Consider the following 17189-nt stretch of genomic DNA (forward strand, 5'->3'; position numbering starts at 1 on the left):
AATATGATTAACCTGAGTTAGATAAAAATCCTTGATGAAAGATGATACAGTCAAACCGCCAGACTATTCATACAAGTGATTTGGATGATTCATTTATTTTGTACTTTTTGAATCATTGATGGTCTTGCTATCGTGAGGCGACATGGATGTCGCCATGTTGAGCGGGGGTAAAGGATGTAGCCCTCGCTCAACGAAAGATTTTTGTCACTTTTCATCTCTGACAAGTGAGGCATCGCCTACGCAAAAGAATTTAAACTTTAGCACTAAAGAGTGGCAGTGCAAGCTTTAGATTATCAAACAATCTATTGATCACCTTCATTTTATTGATCAAGAGAAATGAAACTATATTGATGGTTGCGCTTACGGAGCTTTGCTCCTCATGCCAAAACAAGTATGGCGAGCCCTTGCGGAGCTCCGCTCCTCATCCAAAATCGGATAAAAATTCAGCAAAAACCCACATAGATTTATTATTTTTCAATAAGTTGAAGATTTAATTGCATCAAATTCACGTTATGATTACATTTCAGACAAATGTTTGACAAAAAAATCTAATATTTCCTCCACTGTCTGTTCTGTTGTTTGTTGTGCTATACCCCATTCTGGGAAATGACCATCCACCATCATTCTTGCTAAGCCATACACCAATGCACGAGCTGTTATGATTGCCAATGCCTGATTATGTTCATCCATCTGCTCACCAAACGCATCTCTTAACAATTGTTGCATCAAATGACGAATGTTCGTATTGCTGGATATTAACTTGTCGGAACTCTCATAATCGATGAGTGAACGATCACTGATAATACGAAAGTGTACAGGGTAAGTTGCCGCCCACTTTAGATAGCTCCGACCAATAGTGGCGAAACGTACCAATGGCGGTTGCTCCTCTACTGCGTGCATCATTTGTTGCACTTCTAGCTCTAAGCGCTCTGTTGCCTGTTCAGCTACAGCTGTAAGTAGTGCAGTACGAGTTGCAAAATGACGAAAAGGTGCACCTGGAGACACACCTGCACGTTTAGCGGTCTCACGTACACTCAGTTTCTCCACCCCTTGTTCATCAATCAATTGTACTGCAGCTTCAATTAAAGCTTCACGTAAGTGACCATGATGATAAGTAGTACGTGTATTTGATACAGCTGACTTATCTGAAGACGATTGAGTCATAACTCTCCTCTATTGCAATTCGTTGCGGTTATACGATATGCTATTTTCACAATGTATGCACTGATTACATTAAAATTCCAACTCAACAAAAACAACGGTAAGCCTATGTATTTTTTTAAAACATTACTCTCTACGTCCACTCTTTTTTATTCACTCGCACTATACGTTGGGTCAATCAATCCAGCAATGGCGCAACCCAAACCAACAACACCTCAAGTTGAATCTGCCAAATTACAGATTGTATGGCCTATTCCTCACTCAGTAATCCCTTTAGGCAATGACTCTGAGCGTGCGATCGGAGTCATCGTAAGTAGTAATTTCAAATTATTACCTGCGGGGCAGTGTGGCAATGATTCACATTGTGGTCATATTCATATGAAGATTGATCCACAAGGTGATAGCTGTAATTTACCCAACCGTTCGTATAACAGTATGAACAGTGATTTTGGAGGTCCACTTATCAAAGCCAATTTTGGTGCCTGCACTGAACCTGCTGGAGAACATACAATAGGTGTCTTGCTCGCCAATGATCAACACCAACCTGTTCTGATAGACGGAAAACCAGTAATAGCAACGGTCCAAGTTAAAACAACTCTGCCATGAATAGAAATTAAAAGATGACGATAGCAAAATATAGTTTCAGTCAAGATCACATTTATTGAATATCAAGATGATATACAATGATTTTAATGATAAAAAACCATGGCTTTTATTCAAAAGAGAAATAAAAATTTAGTGTTGGGTGAGGACGATATTCTATGGCACCCAACACTAAACCTCGTGTTTCCGTATAAGAGAACACAGATATAACCCAATAAAATTGCAAAAGAATTATTTTAAAACCTATATTTTTGTATAAAATAAATACAATTTAAAAAAATATCCAGATCAAGCTAAAACAATCCGTTGTATATTAGACGCTATAACTATTTCTAGCTTTAGTCTGAATAAAAATTGACGCAAAGGTTCTGCACCATGAAACAACACCAACGCTTTACACACACAGTTTTTGTATCGACCATTTTTGCTTTGTTGTCTGTGACTACTGCAACCAGTCATGCAAAACAGTATTATAAGTGGGTCGACAGTAACGGCTCTACCCATTACACCACGACGCCACCACCTAAAAATGCACGCAATAAAACTAAAGTCGATACTTATGGTTATCGTGGAACGCCTTCACCGACCAACCAACCTACAGCCCAACAGACAGCCCCACAAAACAATCCATCCAATACGCAGCAAAATGCTCCTCAAAATGGACAACCTGTAAATAATGTTCCTGTCGTGAATCCACCACAGCTACAACAACCTACAGTGATTCCACAAAATAATACCAATAGCGATTCAACGCTTCGCTAGTTCAATTAAGAACAAAATTGCAAGTTTTTCATATTTAAAAACGCGCAAAATTCACTTTTAGGTGTATTTTGCGCTATGCTGTGCAACACAGTTTTTTAACCATTGTTCTCAAAATACGTTTATGACTACTCATATTGATCCTGAATATCAAGCTAGTGCGATTGAACCTCAAGTCCAGAAAGACTGGGAAGATCGTAAATCGTTTAAAGTTGCCGACACTGTAGAAGGTCCACGTCGTTATATCCTCTCGATGTTCCCTTATCCAAGTGGCAAACTGCATATGGGTCATGTGCGGAACTATACGATTGGCGATGTGATTAGTCGTTTTCACCGTCTCAAGGGTGAAACTGTCCTGCAACCTATGGGTTGGGATGCTTTTGGTTTGCCTGCTGAAAATGCAGCAATTGCACATCAAGTTGCGCCTGCAAAATGGACATTTGAAAACATCGCATATATGCGCGACCAATTGAAAAAACTTGGTTTGTCTGTTGATTGGGACCGTGAATTTGCAACATGTACACCAGAATATTATCACTGGGAACAATGGTTATTTGTCCAACTGTATAAAAAAGGACTGATTTATCGCAAACTCTCTACAGTAAACTGGGATCCAGTTGACCAGACTGTTCTTGCCAATGAGCAAGTTGAAAACGGTCGTGGCTGGCGCTCAGGTGCATTGGTAGAAAAGCGTGATATTCCAATGTACTACTTCCGCATCACAGACTATGCGCAAGAACTCTTAGATGATCTCGACACACTAAAAGACGGTTGGCCACAACAAGTATTGACCATGCAGCGTAACTGGATTGGTCGTTCAACGGGTATGGACATCACCTTCCCGTCTGCGAACCCAGATGTTTATGCCGATGGTTTGACGGTTTATACCACACGTGCTGACACGCTCATGGGTGTAACCTATGTTGCAGTTGCAGCTGAACATCCAATGGCGTTGAAAGCTGCCGCGATCCAATCAGAAGCTGGACAGCCTGAACTTGCTGCATTTATTGAAGAATGTCGCATGGGTTCAGTGGCAGAAGCAGACTTGGCAACCGCTGAAAAGAAAGGCATGGCAACAGGCTTATCGGTGAAGCATCCTGTGACTGGTGAAGAAATTCCAGTCTGGATTGCCAACTATGTATTGATGTCCTACGGCTCAGGTGCAGTCATGGCTGTTCCTGCGCACGATGAACGTGACTTTGAGTTTGCCAATAAATTTAATTTGCCAATTAAACAAGTCATCGATGCCAAAGGTGCAGATGATGCCGAATATTCTGCATCAGCGTGGCAAGAGTGGTACGGTTCTAAAGAAGGTAAATTGGTTAATTCTGGCGAATTTGATGGCTTAACATTCCAAGCCGCTTTTGACGCTTTCCTTGCAAAATTAGAACCACAATCATTGGCAAGTTCTAAAGTTCAATTCCGTTTACGTGACTGGGGTGTTTCTCGTCAACGTTACTGGGGTTGCCCAATTCCAATGATTAACTGTGACAAGTGTGGTCAAGTCACTGTTCCTGAAGACCAACTCCCTGTTGTTCTTCCGACAGATGTGGTACCAGATGGTTCAGGTAATCCCTTAAATAAAATGCCTGAATTCTATCAAACAAAATGTCCAAGCTGTGGCGGTGATGCCCGTCGTGAAACGGATACTTTGGATACATTCGTTGAATCCTCTTGGTACTATGCGCGTTATGCTTCTCCTGATTTTACTGGTGGTATGGTAAAACCTGAAGCTGCACAGTCATGGTTGCCAGTGAACCAATATATTGGTGGTGTAGAACATGCCATTCTCCATCTTCTTTACGCACGTTTCTTCCATAAGTTAATGCGTGATGAAGGTGTGGTTCAAGGCAACGAACCATTCACCAACTTACTGACTCAAGGCATGGTCTTGGCGGATACGTTCTACCGCGAAGCTGAAAGTGGTAAAAAAACCTGGTTCAATCCTGCGGATATTGAGTTAGAAAAAGACGAAAAAGGTCGCATAGTTTCTGCTAAATATAATGGCGATGGGCAAGAAGTTGTCGTTGGCGGACAAGAAAAAATGTCGAAGTCAAAAAATAACGGCATCGATCCACAAGCAATTATTGACCAATACGGCGCAGATACTGCCCGCGTATTTATGATGTTCGCTGCGCCACCTGATCAATCATTGGAATGGTCGGATGCAGGTGTTGAAGGGGCAAACCGTTTCTTAAAACGTGTTTGGCGTTTGGTAGCTGGGTTCCTTGAAAAAGGCAATACTGCAACTGCGATTGATACAGCTAAACTTTCAACAGAAGCACAAGATTTACGTCGTAAAACTCACGAAACCATTCAAAAGGTAGGTGATGATATTGAACGTCGTCATGCATTCAATACAGCCATTGCAGCATTGATGGAATTACTCAATGCCAGCAATAAGTTTGAAGCAAAAGATGACAATGATGTCGCTGTTGAACGTGAAGCGATTATTACCCTATTGACCTTGCTTGCACCTTTTGCACCACACTTAAGTCAAACTTTATTGGCTGAATTTAATGTTGACTTGACTTCGGTCTTGTTCCCGACTGTGGATGAGTCAGCACTCACTCGTAATACACAAACTATTGTGGTTCAGGTAAATGGTAAGCTTCGTGGTAAGTTAGAAGTGTCTGTAGATGCATCAAAAGATGAGTTATTGACCTTGGCGAAAGCACTTCCAGAAGTTCAACAGTTCTTGACGGGTCCAACCAAGAAAGAAATTGTTGTGCCGAATAAATTAGTGAATTTGGTGGTTTAAAAGTTTTTAAGCCTCTCTTTCTAAGAGGGAGGTTTGGAGGGATTTTATGAAAAAATCTCCCCTAACCCCTCTTTAAAAAGAGAGCGACTTAATGCGATAAACAAAACCCAAACAAAGCCCGTTGTCATTCAACGGGCTTTGATTCTAAAATGTGGTCAATTTATCAAGATTAAATATTTCATATTTTAATGAAATATCATGAGGACAAAGCATGCATTTGGTTCAACGTGTTGCAGCAGTTGTATTAACTTTGGGTCTGAGTGCGGGCTTAGTCGGTTGTGGCTTTCATTTAAAGGGAACCGATACTCAAGCAACGCCTTTGGTTTATACCAAATTACAGTTGGTTCTACCTGAAAATACAGAAGATCTTGAGAAAAAACTCAGTGTTTATTTGACTGCAACGGGTGTCCAACTCAGTAATGCGAATGATGCCTATGTGTTACGTGTACTCAGTTACAAACCTGTACGCCATGAGCTCAATGGTAAATTGGTTGAAACCTTACTACGTCTCACTGTAACTTTCCAGATTGAGGACAAACAAGGAAATCCAATTACAGAACCTCGTACATTGACTGCCTCTCGTAGTTATCAATATGATGTTGCGACAGTCAATACCGATGACCAACAATATAAATATTTAAGCCAAATTTTGATTGATGACATCGCTCAACAAATGTCTCGTCAAATTGCAGCCAACCGCTTACCGAAAGCTAGAAATATTACCACCCAACCAGTAGCACAATAAACTTATGAAACTTGACTATTTACAAGCCCTCAAACGTGTTGATGAAGCGCGCGGTGTTTGGATTTTACATGGTCAAGAGCCACTGTTAGAGCAAAATTTGCTTGATGCATTAAGAAAAAGCTGGGCAAAGCATGAAATTGAAAGACAGCGTCATGATTTAAATAGTGTTTCAGACTGGAAAAATGTTTTTAATGCTTTAAACAGCCTGTCTTTATTTTCACAACATCTCGCACTTGAAGTGCATGGCAATATCAAGCCAGATGCCAATGGATTAAAACAACTCAAACAATATATTCAACATAACGAACACAATTTACTTGTAATCGTGATGCCAAAGCAGGATTCAAGCAGTTTAAAATCTGCTTTCTTCCAAACGGTTGAAGCCAACGGTGTGGTTGTTGCATTGACGGCGAATTACCCACAAGACCGTCAGCGCATCTTGGTAATCGAAGCAGAACAACTTGGTATTCAACTCAATCAAGATGCATGGGTATGGCTTGAACAACATCATGAACACAATTTATTGGCTGCTAAAAACAGTTTAATGCGTGTTGCAGATACATTCCCAGATCAAAAACAGATTGAAATTGACCATTTACAACAATGCTTACAAGATCAATCCCGTTACAGCACTTTTGATTTAAGCGATGCATTGATCGCTGGAAATTTAGCTTTAGCCATTAAGATTTTCCAATATCTTTTGGAGTCTGGAGAACCTGATAGTTTAATTTTATGGACCATTAGTAAAGAAATGCGTCTTTTGATGCAATTGTATGAACAGCCACAAAATGCTTTACAACTCGGCATTTGGAAAACAAAAATTTCTTTGTACCAACAAGCACTTAGACGTTTAAATCCACAATCGTTTTTAACATGGCCGACACTTTTATTACGCATTGATGCGGCAATTAAAGGGCTTAGTCAAGAAAAACCAGAACATATCATTCAACAATGTATTGCAGAGTTGTGTGGAAAGTCTTTATTTATCAATGCTTAATTTTTAATCACAAAGATCAACTAGAATAATTCTCATTTCTATTTATTATAAAAAATTCACGCTTTATCCTTAATTCATCATTATAATTTGATCAATTTTTCTCTCAGTCTCATTATTGCTATGCCAAAAATAAAACCAGCCAAAGCCATTTTTATAGCGGCCTGTGTAGCGATCGTCGCAGCAATCGCATGGTACACATTAAAACCAAAAAATACACAGCCTCAGTATATTACTGCTGAAGTAACCCGTGGAGATATTGAAGATTCTGTACTTGCAACAGGCGACTTGGAAGCAACCAAAATGGTCAGTGTGGGTGCACAGGTTTCTGGTCAGGTCAAAAAAATGTATGTAAAGCTGGGAGATCAAGTCAAACAAGGACAACTGATCGCACAAATTGATTCTGTACGACAAACCAACGATTTAAAAACAGCAGAAGCAAGTATTAAAAACCAACAGGCACAATTGACCACAAAACAAGCCACTTTAGCCAAGGCTGAGGCTGAATATAATCGTCAGAAGAATATGTATGCACAAGATGCGACATCTAAGGCTGATTACGACAGTGCGTTGGCTGCATTTAAGACAGCACAAGCCGATATTGCATCGATGAATGCGCAAATTGAACAATCTAAACTGACACTGGCAACCTCACAAGAAAACTTAGGCTATACCCGTATTGTTGCGCCGATGGATGGTACTGTGGTTGCAATTGTGACTGAAGAAGGTCAAACCGTTAACGCGAATCAAAGCGCTCCAACGATTGTGAAGCTTGCTAAACTTGACACCATGACCATCAAAGCACAAGTGTCAGAAGCAGATGTCATGAAAGTTCAGGAAGGTCAAAAAGTTTATTTCACAACACTGGGAGACAGTGAGAAAAAACGTTATGCAACACTACGTCAAGTAGAGCCTGCACCTGAATCAATCAATACAGAAACAACCAGCAATTCTTCATCATCGTCATCAAGCACTGCGATTTATTATAATGCGCTCTTCGATGTGCCAAATGATGATGGCAAGTTGCGTATTGATATGACAGCTCAGGTTTATATTATTTTAGCGGAAGCTAAAAATGCTTTGACTGTTCCTGCAGCTGCACTTCAAGCTTCAAATCGCCCACAACGCGCCAATAAATCAAATGGTCAATCTGGTGCAAATTCAAATCGCCCGGCTTCTTCTGCTCAAGGTCAAACCCATAAAGAGGGACAAAATGCAGCAGATCGCCCAGAGCGTCTTGAGTTAACCGCAGATGAGAAAGCTTTGCTAGATCAAGGTAAAGCATCCGTTGCAATCGTTCGTGTTTTACAGGCTGATGGCAGCGCCAAACGTAAACAAGTATTAATTGGTTTAAATAACCGTGTTACAGCAGAAGTGTTACGTGGCTTAAATGAAGGTGATCAAGTGATTCTCGCCGATGGTTCAGACACGTCGAATGATTCTGCAAAACGTAGTAACAGAAATGGCCCAATGAGACTCTAAGCATGGATCAGAACAATCATCAGATCAAACCTCTACTCGAGGTTAGTAATCTGATACGTGAGTTCCCTGCGGGTGAATCCACTATTCAGATTTTAAAAAGTATTAATTTAAAGATTTATCCGGGTGAGTTGGTTGCCATCGTTGGTCAGTCTGGTTCTGGTAAATCGACCTTGATGAATATTTTGGGTTGTCTGGATCAGCCAACATCAGGAAGCTATCAGGTAAATGGGCGTGAAACCCGTAAACTTGAACCTGATGAGCTGGCTCAGTTACGTCGTGAGTATTTTGGCTTTATCTTCCAGCGCTATCACTTATTGGGTGATTTGAATGCTGCTGGAAACGTCGAAGTCCCTGCAATTTATGCAGGTATGGACCCCACCGTTCGTCAAAAGCGCTCGCATGAAATCCTGACTGATCTTGGACTTGGTGAAAAAACTGAAAACCGTCCAAATCAACTTTCAGGCGGTCAGCAACAGCGTGTTTCGATTGCCCGTGCCTTGATGAATGGTGGTGATGTTATTCTTGCCGATGAGCCAACAGGCGCATTGGATAAAAATAGCGGTATCGAAGTGATGCGCATCTTGCGCGAGCTAAATGCCAAAGGTCATACCATCATTTTGGTTACACATGATATGAATGTCGCAAAAAATGCGACACGTATTATTGAAATCAGTGACGGGAATATTATTGCAGATAAGCCTAATGTTCCAGAACATGACGATGTGATTGAGGTTGTTGCAGATGCAGAGCCCAAATCCAGTCGAAAAAAATCATCTCGTTGGCGTTCAGCACTAGATCGTTTTGCCGAAGCTTTCCGTATGGCTTTGCTCGCAATGAATGCACATCGTATGCGTACTTTCCTGACCATGTTGGGGATCATTATCGGGATTGCATCCGTGGTGTCTGTCGTTGCACTCGGAAATGGCTCACAAAAACAAATTTTGGAAAACATCAGCAGTTTAGGTACCAATACCATTACGGTCTTTCAGGGTCGAGGCTTTGGTGACAACTCAAAGACAGCTCAATTTAAAACCCTTGTGCCCGCAGATGCTGATGCACTATCTGAACAGCCCTATGTAGAAGCAGTTAGCCCAACAGTGAACAGTAGCGTTACAGCGCGGTTCAAAGATACCGAAGCAGCAGCCACCGTAAATGGTGTAAGTGCAGACTTCTTCAATGTAAGAGGTTTAGAGTTTGTCGCAGGTCAACCTTTTGACAAACAAAGTGTGACTCAACGTGCACAGGATGTCGTGATTGACTCGAACACCAAAAAGACATTCTTTGCTGATGGCACTGACCCGTTAGGGCAAGTGATTTTATTGGGCAGTGTTCCGAGCCGAATCATCGGGGTCATTGATGCACAACAAGGCTTTATGAGTTCTGATAGCCTAAATGTCTATCTCCCTTACTCAACCGTGATGAGTCGCATGTTAGGGCAGTCTAATGTACGTAGCATCATTGTTCGTGTCAAAGACACTTACCCGACCGCTGTGGCTGAAAATGCCATTTTAAGCTTGTTAGAACAGCGCCACGGTGCACAAGATGTCTTTACGCAAAACTCTGACAGTATCCGTCAAACCATTGAACAAACCACCCAAACCATGACCCTATTGGTGTCTGCAATTGCAGTGATTTCGCTTGTGGTTGGTGGAATCGGTGTAATGAATATTATGCTGGTTTCCGTGACTGAACGTACTCAGGAAATTGGGGTACGTATGGCGGTGGGTGCACGACAAAGCGATATTCTACAACAGTTTCTGATTGAAGCGATTTTGGTGTGTATTTTAGGCGGAATATTAGGTGTCTTACTTTCATTAGGTATTGGACAGTTGATCGGACATATTGCCAAAGGCAGTTTCCAAATGGCGTATTCAAGTACTTCGATCATCGCAGCATTTGTATGTTCAACTTTGATTGGTGTGGTGTTTGGATTTATCCCAGCACGAAATGCCGCGCAGTTGAATCCTGTCGATGCACTTTCACGAGAATAACCGAAGAATAAGGAAAATATTAATGCAAATGAATTTAAGCAAACTTGCAACAGCCTTGATTCTTGGAAGCTCACTGGTGGGATGTGCTGCTGTGGTAAAAACCCCGTATGAAGCACCTGCGGTACAAATCCCCAATGGTTTTGCTTATGGCAAAGCAAAATCTCAACAAGTTCAAGCTGATCTTTATGCAGACCAATGGTGGACTTTATTTGGCGATAAGCAACTTAATCAATTGGTCAATCAAGTGATTGAACGAAATGCTGATTTGGCTGTCGCAGGGATTAATTTACAAACTGCACGATTAAAAGCTGGGTTAGCACGTGATCAACAAGGACCACGTGTCAATTCAAGTGTTTCAACTGGACATAGCTTTGATCTCAACTCGGGCGATGATGCTGCCAAAGGTCTATCACTCAGTGCTGGCGTAAGTTATGAAGTCGATTTATTTGGTAAATTGGCTCGTCAGACTGAAGCCTCTAAATGGGAGTCTTTAGCCACTGAACAAGACTTGCAAGCGACAGGACAAACCTTAATTGGTACAACCGCAAACTTATACTGGCAATTGGGTTATTTAAATGAACGCTATAGCTCTGCACAACAAAGCTTAGCCTCTACCCAAAAAACCTATGAATTGGTGCGCACCCAATACCGTGCAGGTGCTGTTTCAGGGCTAGATTTAACCCAAGCCGAGCAGTCTGTACAAAGCCAAAAAGCAAGTTTAAGTCAGATTGAACAACAGCGTGTTGAAGCACGTACTGCTTTGGCTGTGTTATTGCAGATTCCAGTACAACAGTTGAATATTCAAGAACCTCAACAGTTGCCACGGATTCGTTTACCTGAAATTGCGGCAGGATTGCCCGCAGATATTTTGTCACGTCGTCCAGATTTGAGAGCTGCTGAGTTACGTTTACGTGAGTCTTTAGCTACCAAAGATGCGACCAAAGCTAGTTATTATCCATCTATTAGCTTGACTGGAAATCTAGGTTCGACCAGCACCTCTCTGACCAATTTACTGAAAAATCCTGCGCTTACTTTAGGTGCAAGTCTAAGCTTACCGTTTTTACAATATAACGATATGCAAAAGAACCTAAAGATTAGTGAATTGGACTATGAAAAAGCCATTGTTCAATACCGCAATACCCTATATCAAGCTTTTGCAGATACGGAAAATGCGTTATCGAATCGAACTGAATTAGATAAACAAGTTGCACTACAACAAAAGAATCTTGAGCTTGCAGAAAAAACTGAACGTTTGACTGATGTTCGTTATCGTAATGGTGCAATTGCTTTAAAAAATCTTTTGGATGCACAGGAAACAACACGTAGCGCTCGTTTGGCTTTGGTACAAACCAAACAAAGCCAGTACAACGCTTATGTGACGTTGATGCAGGCTTTAGGTGGTAGTCCGATTCAGCAGATGCCTTAAAAATTTGTTGAGATAAGAAAGTCCTTCGGGGCTTTTTTATTTGATTATTTTTCCAAAAGTATCGAGTTGGTATGTTGTCGAAGCATCAACAACATAGGGGTCTGTAGCATCAATCTGACATTCATTTTCAACATGTTGAGACCATTTAGGTTGTTTATCAGCACGAATAAATTTATTGCGCGTTGCACCTAAAATTTTAATCATTGCCCTTGAGTAGAATGATCGAATTTCACTTTGATAATCTAATGCAACGATTTCCTGACTAGTTTCTAAAGACTCAGGCTGTGCTTCAATATTTAAACAATAGCTTAATTTTTCAGGTACTAAACGAGGACTCGTTTCTACTGTATGTTTATTAAAATAAAGCTTTTCAGGTCCGTTATTCATATACTCTTTAATAAACTGCCATATTTCTAGCGTTTCTTGCTTTTTATGCTTACTCAGTGCAAAAGCAAAGGTGTAAGTAATCAAGCCATTGTTATCCTTGATAAACCCCTTGATCTCCCAAAAAGTGCCCTCGTAGCCTCCCAGTCGATGATTTAAAATAAAATCAATCTTCTCCCAATCCCCTAAAAAGATTTGACCACTGACATCATAAACATAGACTTTTCGATTTTTTCTATTGAAGCGGATTGGGTAATAGTTATAGCCTAATTTTTCATACTTTTTAAAATTCTGATAGCCTTTATAAAAAACATAAAGAATAAATGAAAATAAAATATGCATTGGAGAAAAAATGATAATAAAGCTTAAAAAATCATGATCATATTTGATCAAATTTACATAAAAAGTAAAAATCCATAATGACAATATAATGGGCATACCTAGTAGCAATACACCAAGCAAATTAAAATAGGAATTGCCTTTTAAAAAGAAGCTATTATTTACACATTCCATATAGGTAGAGTTCATTTTAATAAAATGATAGCCATGAAACACACTTGATTTATAAGCTATTTTCTTCGAAAGAATATTTTGCTTTTCTTTAGGTGTTAGGTGCCTAGCATTCTTATACACTGGATATTGTAATGTACCATTAAGCATATTTGACCTATTCAATATGGTTTAAGATAAAATCACCTTCTCGTGCTTTATCTGCTATCTTTAGTTTTAAACTGAATATGTATAAAGCTTCATTATTCATGCTGCTTCTCTTTCACACTAAAAAAACCAAATTTCAAATTGTCTTTTGCTGTCACACGATAGGGATCATTTTCATCTACAACATGCTCCTTTTTCAGCGTTTCACTCCAATAAAATGGCTTAGAAAAAACAACTGTAATTCGTCGCCCAAAGAAACGTAAAAATTCAGGTACAGCAAAAATAAGTGCATAGAGTGGTGTCTGAAAATGATTGATAAACACGGTTTGCCAACTTTGCTTCAAGGATTCTTTTTTCTCTTGAATATCATAACAATAGGTTAATTTACTTTTATAATCTTGCTCAGGGTCGTCTATCCCCTTTCTGTAGTACAACGGTTCAGGTCCCTGTTCTACATAAGTTTTAATAAATAATAAAAAGCCTTCTATATAGTCTTTATGAATATTTGGTGTACCCAGCTGTATATCATGTTTTATCACTTCACCATCTAGTATATAGGCATGTAACTCATACAAAGGGAGCCCAACGACACCTTGTGATTGAACAATATCAAAATAAAGATCACTTAATTGTAATCGCAGAAATTTGTTATTTTCATGAAAAGTTACTACTTTATTCTTCCTATTTAGCATTATCGAATTGTATAAAGGCTTAAAAAGTTCCTTACTCATCAGGGGTTGAAGCATCGTTATAAGAATGTATAAGCATGCAATAAAAATAGATATTGCCCCAAACCACATAATGTAATCTATTTCACCGTAATCAAAAAAAATCATATATATGAAGAAAATACTCATTACAAGTACAGGAATGCCGATTAGAAAAGAATAGATAAATGACTTCCCAATCCAAATATATTCTTTATTAATAAACTCTATAAATGAAGAATTCATCTGCACAACCGAAAAATTATGATTGATCACTCGTTTGAGTTCAAAAGTATCCAGTTTAAAAAATTGATACTTCTTTACACGTTGTCCAACTTTGGTACGAGGAACGAAATACCATGGATTTTTCATTTATCTTTCACACTAAAAAAACCAAACTTTAAATTGTCTTTTGCTGTCACACTATAGGGGTCATTTTCATCTACAGCATGCTCCCTTTTTAGTGCTTCACTCCAATAAAATGGTTTTGAAAAAACAACTGTGATTCGTCGTCCAAAGAATCTTACAAATTCAGGTACAGCAAAAATAAGCGCATAGAGTGGTGTCTGAAAATGATTGATAAACACGGTTTGCCAACTTTGCTTAATGGATTCTTTTTTCTCTTGAATATCATAGCAATATGTTAATTTACTTTTATAATCTTGCTCAGGGTCATCTATCCCTTTTCTGTAGTACAACGGTTCAGGTCCCTGTTCAACATAAGTTTTAATAAATAATAAAAAGCCTTCTATATAGTCTTTATGAATATTCGGTGTACCCAACTGTATATCATATTTTATCACTTCACCGTCAAGGATATAGGCATGTAACTCATACAAAGGGAGTCCAACGACACCTTGTGATTGAATGATATCAAAGTACAAATCATCTAATAAAAACTGAGTGGTGCTATTCCCTGTAGAGCACACTGTCATCGAATTATTGTGTCTACTTATTAAAACTGGTAAAGATAGAGGCTTTAAAAAATCGAATTTCAAAAAAGGAATTAACATTGTGATAAAAACGTATAATCCACCAAATGCTAGTAATATAGCGCTCGAATAAATAATAATTTTTTCATCTTCGACACCATCTTTTAAAATAAAATAACTACCAAACAGAACTAAAAGAACATATGGAATAGCCAATAAAAATAAAAAGATTAAATTTTTCCCTTTCCACACATAATTTCTATTTGTGAACTCAATAAAATTAGAGTTCATCTGAACAACTGAAAAATTATGATTGATTACTCGTTTGAGTTCAAAAGTATCAAGTTTAAAAAGCTGATACTTCTTTACACGTTCTCCAACTTTGGTACGAGGAACGAAATACCATGGATTTTTCAACAAAAAGATCACTCCCCTAATAAAATTTATTTATCCTTTATTTCAAATTCTTTAAACTCATAATTATCACGATAAGTAATTTCTTCTTCTCGAATTTTATCCATTTCATTGGCTTTAACCACATCTGAATGCCACACTGGTAGAGGTTTAATTGTTAAGAAAATTCGTCTTGCAATCAAATTACAAAGGTCAAATGGAAATGCAAAATAGCTCGGTAATGGATTATTGAAATACACACATCTAAAAGATCTCCATGTATCTTGAATACTTTCTTTTGAACCCAGCATACGTTGACAGAAAGTTAATTGTTTCAAAGGGTCAATTGTTCCATACATAGGGTGTGGATGAGGTTTTAGCTCTTCCATACCATGTTGCATATAATGACAAATAAAGCTCCATAACCCCAGTGATGCACCATTGCCTATTTTAGGAAAACCGATCAAGAATGTATTTTTTAAAATACCATCTTCAATGATATGTGCTCGAAGTTCATAAATTGGCATTCCTCCTAAGCCTTGCGATGTACCTAAAGCATAAGTTACATCTAACCAATGTTTCTCTAAATATTCTTGTTCATTGATATAGAAATACACTTTTTGAGTGTTGCGATTAAAAATAATCGGTCGGCAAATGGGTCTTCCTTTATCATATTTAAATAATGGTCTTAAAAATCCAAATAGCGCAAGCATTAATCCAGCTGAAGCCATTATTAAAAAAAATAAATAAAAACCTAATCCGCTATCAGAAAATGGATTAATTATTGTATGGATTAAAAGAATAATCATTGCAAGTAATGCTGGACTAGCCATAAAAAAGGGGCTAAAACCTTTCCCTAATCTTGCATAATATTGGTCAATCAGTTCAATATAATCATGATTCATTCTTAAAAAAGACCAGTTATGATTTAAATCATGTCGATCTTGCAACGTTAAAACGTTTTCTATATCCGCTACATCTATAGGAATATTTTTCTTAAATTCATCATAACCAAAATAGTAGTTTCTCTCTTTTATGTTCATTTTTATAGCGTCAGCCAAGATTTAGACTGTCTCCCCATCTCCAGTAAACGTTAAACCCAATGTGTATGGAATCTGATTATTCATGTTGCTTCTCTTTCACACTAAAAAAACCAAATTTCAAATTGTCTTTTGCTGTCACACTATAGGGATCATTTTCATCTACAGCATGCTCCTTTTTCAGTGCTTCACTCCAATAAAATGGCTTTGAAAAAACAACGGTGATTCGTCGTCCAAAGAATCTTACAAATTCAGGTACAGCAAAAATAAGCGCATAGAGTGGTGTCTGAAAATGATTGATAAATACGGTTTGCCAACTTTGCTTAATGGATTCTTTTTTCTCTTGAATATCATAGCAATAGGTTAATTTACTTTTATAATCTTGCTCAGGGTCGTCTATCCCTTTTCTGTAGTACAACGGTTCAGGACCCTGTTCTACATAAGTTTTAATAAACAATAAAAAGCCTTCTATATAGTCTTTATGGATATTCGGTGTGCCCAACTGTATATCATGTTTTATCACTTCACCGTCAAGGATATAGGCATGTAACTCATACAAAGGGAGTCCAACGACACCTTGTGATTGAACGATATCAAAATACAAATCATCTAATGAAAACTGAGTGGCGTTGTTCTCATCAGAACATACGGTCATGGTCTTTTTTTGTCTATTTATTAGAATTGGTAAATATAAAGGCTTTAAAAAATCGAATTTTAAAAAAGGAATTAACATAGTTAACAGCATATATAATGCAATAAGAAACAGTAATATAAATAAAAGTCTAAGCACTAATAAATCATCACCACCATCTTTAAAAAATAGATAACCACCGAATAAAACGAGGAGAGCATATGGAGCACCAAAAAATGATGAAAAAATTAATTTCTTTCCCTTCCAAACATAATTTTTATTTGTGAGTTCAATAAAGTTAGAGTTCATCTGAACAACTGAAAAATTATGATTGATTACTCGTTTCAGTTCAAAAGTATCAAGTTTAAAAAGCCGATACTTCTTTACACGTTCTCCAACTTTTGTACGAGGAACGAAATACCATGGGTTTTTCATTTATCTTTCATCTCAAACATACTAAATTCAAAGTTGTCTTTAAAACTGATTTCCTCTGCACGTTGTTGTTCCATTTTATTTTTAAGGA

General features: G+C 38.3%; 14 protein-coding genes. 8 read left to right on the top strand and 6 right to left on the bottom strand.

What is annotated here, in order from left to right:
* Positions 1-516: 516 nt before the first annotated feature.
* Positions 517-1164, bottom strand: coding sequence for a TetR/AcrR family transcriptional regulator (locus tag AAV97_RS00325; protein WP_046759491.1), 648 nt, complete (start codon positions 1162-1164; stop codon positions 517-519).
* A 186-nt stretch (positions 1165-1350) separates the two neighbouring features.
* Here AAV97_RS00325 and AAV97_RS00330 point away from each other — a divergent pair, with 186 nt between their 5' ends.
* From AAV97_RS00330 to AAV97_RS00365, 8 genes are all read left to right on the top strand, one after another.
* Positions 1351-1767: a hypothetical protein gene (locus AAV97_RS00330; RefSeq protein ID WP_009584370.1), complete on the top strand. Its 417-nt coding sequence runs from the start codon at positions 1351-1353 to the stop codon at positions 1765-1767.
* 372 nt (positions 1768-2139) lie between these two features.
* Positions 2140-2526 (top strand): DUF4124 domain-containing protein, encoded by a 387-nt coding sequence (locus tag AAV97_RS00335; protein ID WP_046759493.1) that lies wholly within the window; start codon positions 2140-2142, stop codon positions 2524-2526.
* 121 nt (positions 2527-2647) lie between these two features.
* The gene (gene leuS / locus AAV97_RS00340; protein ID WP_046759494.1) at positions 2648-5284 is read left to right on the top strand and encodes a leucine--tRNA ligase; all 2637 of its coding nucleotides are present in this window, start codon (positions 2648-2650) and stop codon (positions 5282-5284) included.
* 211 nt (positions 5285-5495) lie between these two features.
* Positions 5496-6029, top strand: coding sequence for an LPS assembly lipoprotein LptE (gene lptE, locus AAV97_RS00345; protein WP_046759495.1), 534 nt, complete (start codon positions 5496-5498; stop codon positions 6027-6029).
* A gap of 4 nt (positions 6030-6033) precedes the next feature.
* Positions 6034-7026, top strand: a complete 993-nt coding sequence (gene holA, locus AAV97_RS00350) for a DNA polymerase III subunit delta (protein ID WP_004825040.1) — start codon at positions 6034-6036, stop codon at positions 7024-7026.
* 120 nt (positions 7027-7146) lie between these two features.
* Positions 7147-8505, top strand: a complete 1359-nt coding sequence (locus AAV97_RS00355; RefSeq protein ID WP_005033905.1) for a MacA family efflux pump subunit — start codon at positions 7147-7149, stop codon at positions 8503-8505.
* Positions 8506-8507: 2 nt separating this feature from the next.
* Positions 8508-10496, top strand: coding sequence for a MacB family efflux pump subunit (locus tag AAV97_RS00360; RefSeq protein ID WP_004825043.1), 1989 nt, complete (start codon positions 8508-8510; stop codon positions 10494-10496).
* Positions 10497-10518: 22 nt separating this feature from the next.
* A complete protein-coding gene (locus AAV97_RS00365; protein ID WP_046759496.1) occupies positions 10519-11922 on the top strand; it encodes an efflux transporter outer membrane subunit in 1404 nt (467 codons plus the stop codon).
* A 36-nt stretch (positions 11923-11958) separates the two neighbouring features.
* On the opposite strand, the gene AAV97_RS00370 is transcribed toward AAV97_RS00365, so the two are convergent.
* From AAV97_RS00370 to AAV97_RS00390, 5 genes are all read right to left on the bottom strand, one after another.
* Complete coding sequence (locus AAV97_RS00370) at positions 11959-12648, bottom strand: DUF6708 domain-containing protein (protein ID WP_227543979.1); 690 nt, start codon at positions 12646-12648, stop codon at positions 11959-11961.
* 410 nt (positions 12649-13058) lie between these two features.
* Positions 13059-14042: a hypothetical protein gene (locus tag AAV97_RS00375; RefSeq protein WP_046759498.1), complete on the bottom strand. Its 984-nt coding sequence runs from the start codon at positions 14040-14042 to the stop codon at positions 13059-13061.
* A complete protein-coding gene (locus AAV97_RS00380) occupies positions 14039-15019 on the bottom strand; it encodes a hypothetical protein (protein WP_046759501.1) in 981 nt (326 codons plus the stop codon). The genes AAV97_RS00375 and AAV97_RS00380 overlap by 4 nt, the downstream gene beginning before the upstream one ends.
* A gap of 26 nt (positions 15020-15045) precedes the next feature.
* Positions 15046-16056, bottom strand: coding sequence for a DUF6708 domain-containing protein (locus AAV97_RS00385; RefSeq protein WP_228136489.1), 1011 nt, complete (start codon positions 16054-16056; stop codon positions 15046-15048).
* Positions 16057-16114: 58 nt separating this feature from the next.
* Positions 16115-17101 (bottom strand): hypothetical protein, encoded by a 987-nt coding sequence (locus AAV97_RS00390; RefSeq protein ID WP_046759500.1) that lies wholly within the window; start codon positions 17099-17101, stop codon positions 16115-16117.
* Positions 17102-17189: the final 88 nt, after the last annotated feature.

Source organism: Acinetobacter sp. Ag2, assembly GCF_001005515.1.
Taxonomy (GTDB): domain Bacteria; phylum Pseudomonadota; class Gammaproteobacteria; order Pseudomonadales; family Moraxellaceae; genus Acinetobacter; species Acinetobacter bereziniae.

Bases quoted from the DNA above. Each gene is read 5' to 3' on its own strand.
- AAV97_RS00325 (WP_046759491.1), bottom strand. From the start codon at position 1,164: ATGACTCAATCGTCTTCAGATAAGTCAGCTGTATCAAATACACGTACT.
- AAV97_RS00330 (WP_009584370.1), top strand. From the start codon at position 1,351: ATGGCGCAACCCAAACCAACAACACCTCAAGTTGAATCTGCCAAATTA.
- AAV97_RS00335 (WP_046759493.1), top strand. From the start codon at position 2,140: ATGAAACAACACCAACGCTTTACACACACAGTTTTTGTATCGACCATT.
- leuS (WP_046759494.1), top strand. From the start codon at position 2,648: ATGACTACTCATATTGATCCTGAATATCAAGCTAGTGCGATTGAACCT.
- lptE (WP_046759495.1), top strand. From the start codon at position 5,496: ATGCATTTGGTTCAACGTGTTGCAGCAGTTGTATTAACTTTGGGTCTG.
- holA (WP_004825040.1), top strand. From the start codon at position 6,034: ATGAAACTTGACTATTTACAAGCCCTCAAACGTGTTGATGAAGCGCGC.
- AAV97_RS00355 (WP_005033905.1), top strand. From the start codon at position 7,147: ATGCCAAAAATAAAACCAGCCAAAGCCATTTTTATAGCGGCCTGTGTA.
- AAV97_RS00360 (WP_004825043.1), top strand. From the start codon at position 8,508: ATGGATCAGAACAATCATCAGATCAAACCTCTACTCGAGGTTAGTAAT.
- AAV97_RS00365 (WP_046759496.1), top strand. From the start codon at position 10,519: ATGCAAATGAATTTAAGCAAACTTGCAACAGCCTTGATTCTTGGAAGC.
- AAV97_RS00370 (WP_227543979.1), bottom strand. From the start codon at position 12,648: ATGCATATTTTATTTTCATTTATTCTTTATGTTTTTTATAAAGGCTAT.
- AAV97_RS00375 (WP_046759498.1), bottom strand. From the start codon at position 14,042: ATGAAAAATCCATGGTATTTCGTTCCTCGTACCAAAGTTGGACAACGT.
- AAV97_RS00390 (WP_046759500.1), bottom strand. From the start codon at position 17,101: ATGAAAAACCCATGGTATTTCGTTCCTCGTACAAAAGTTGGAGAACGT.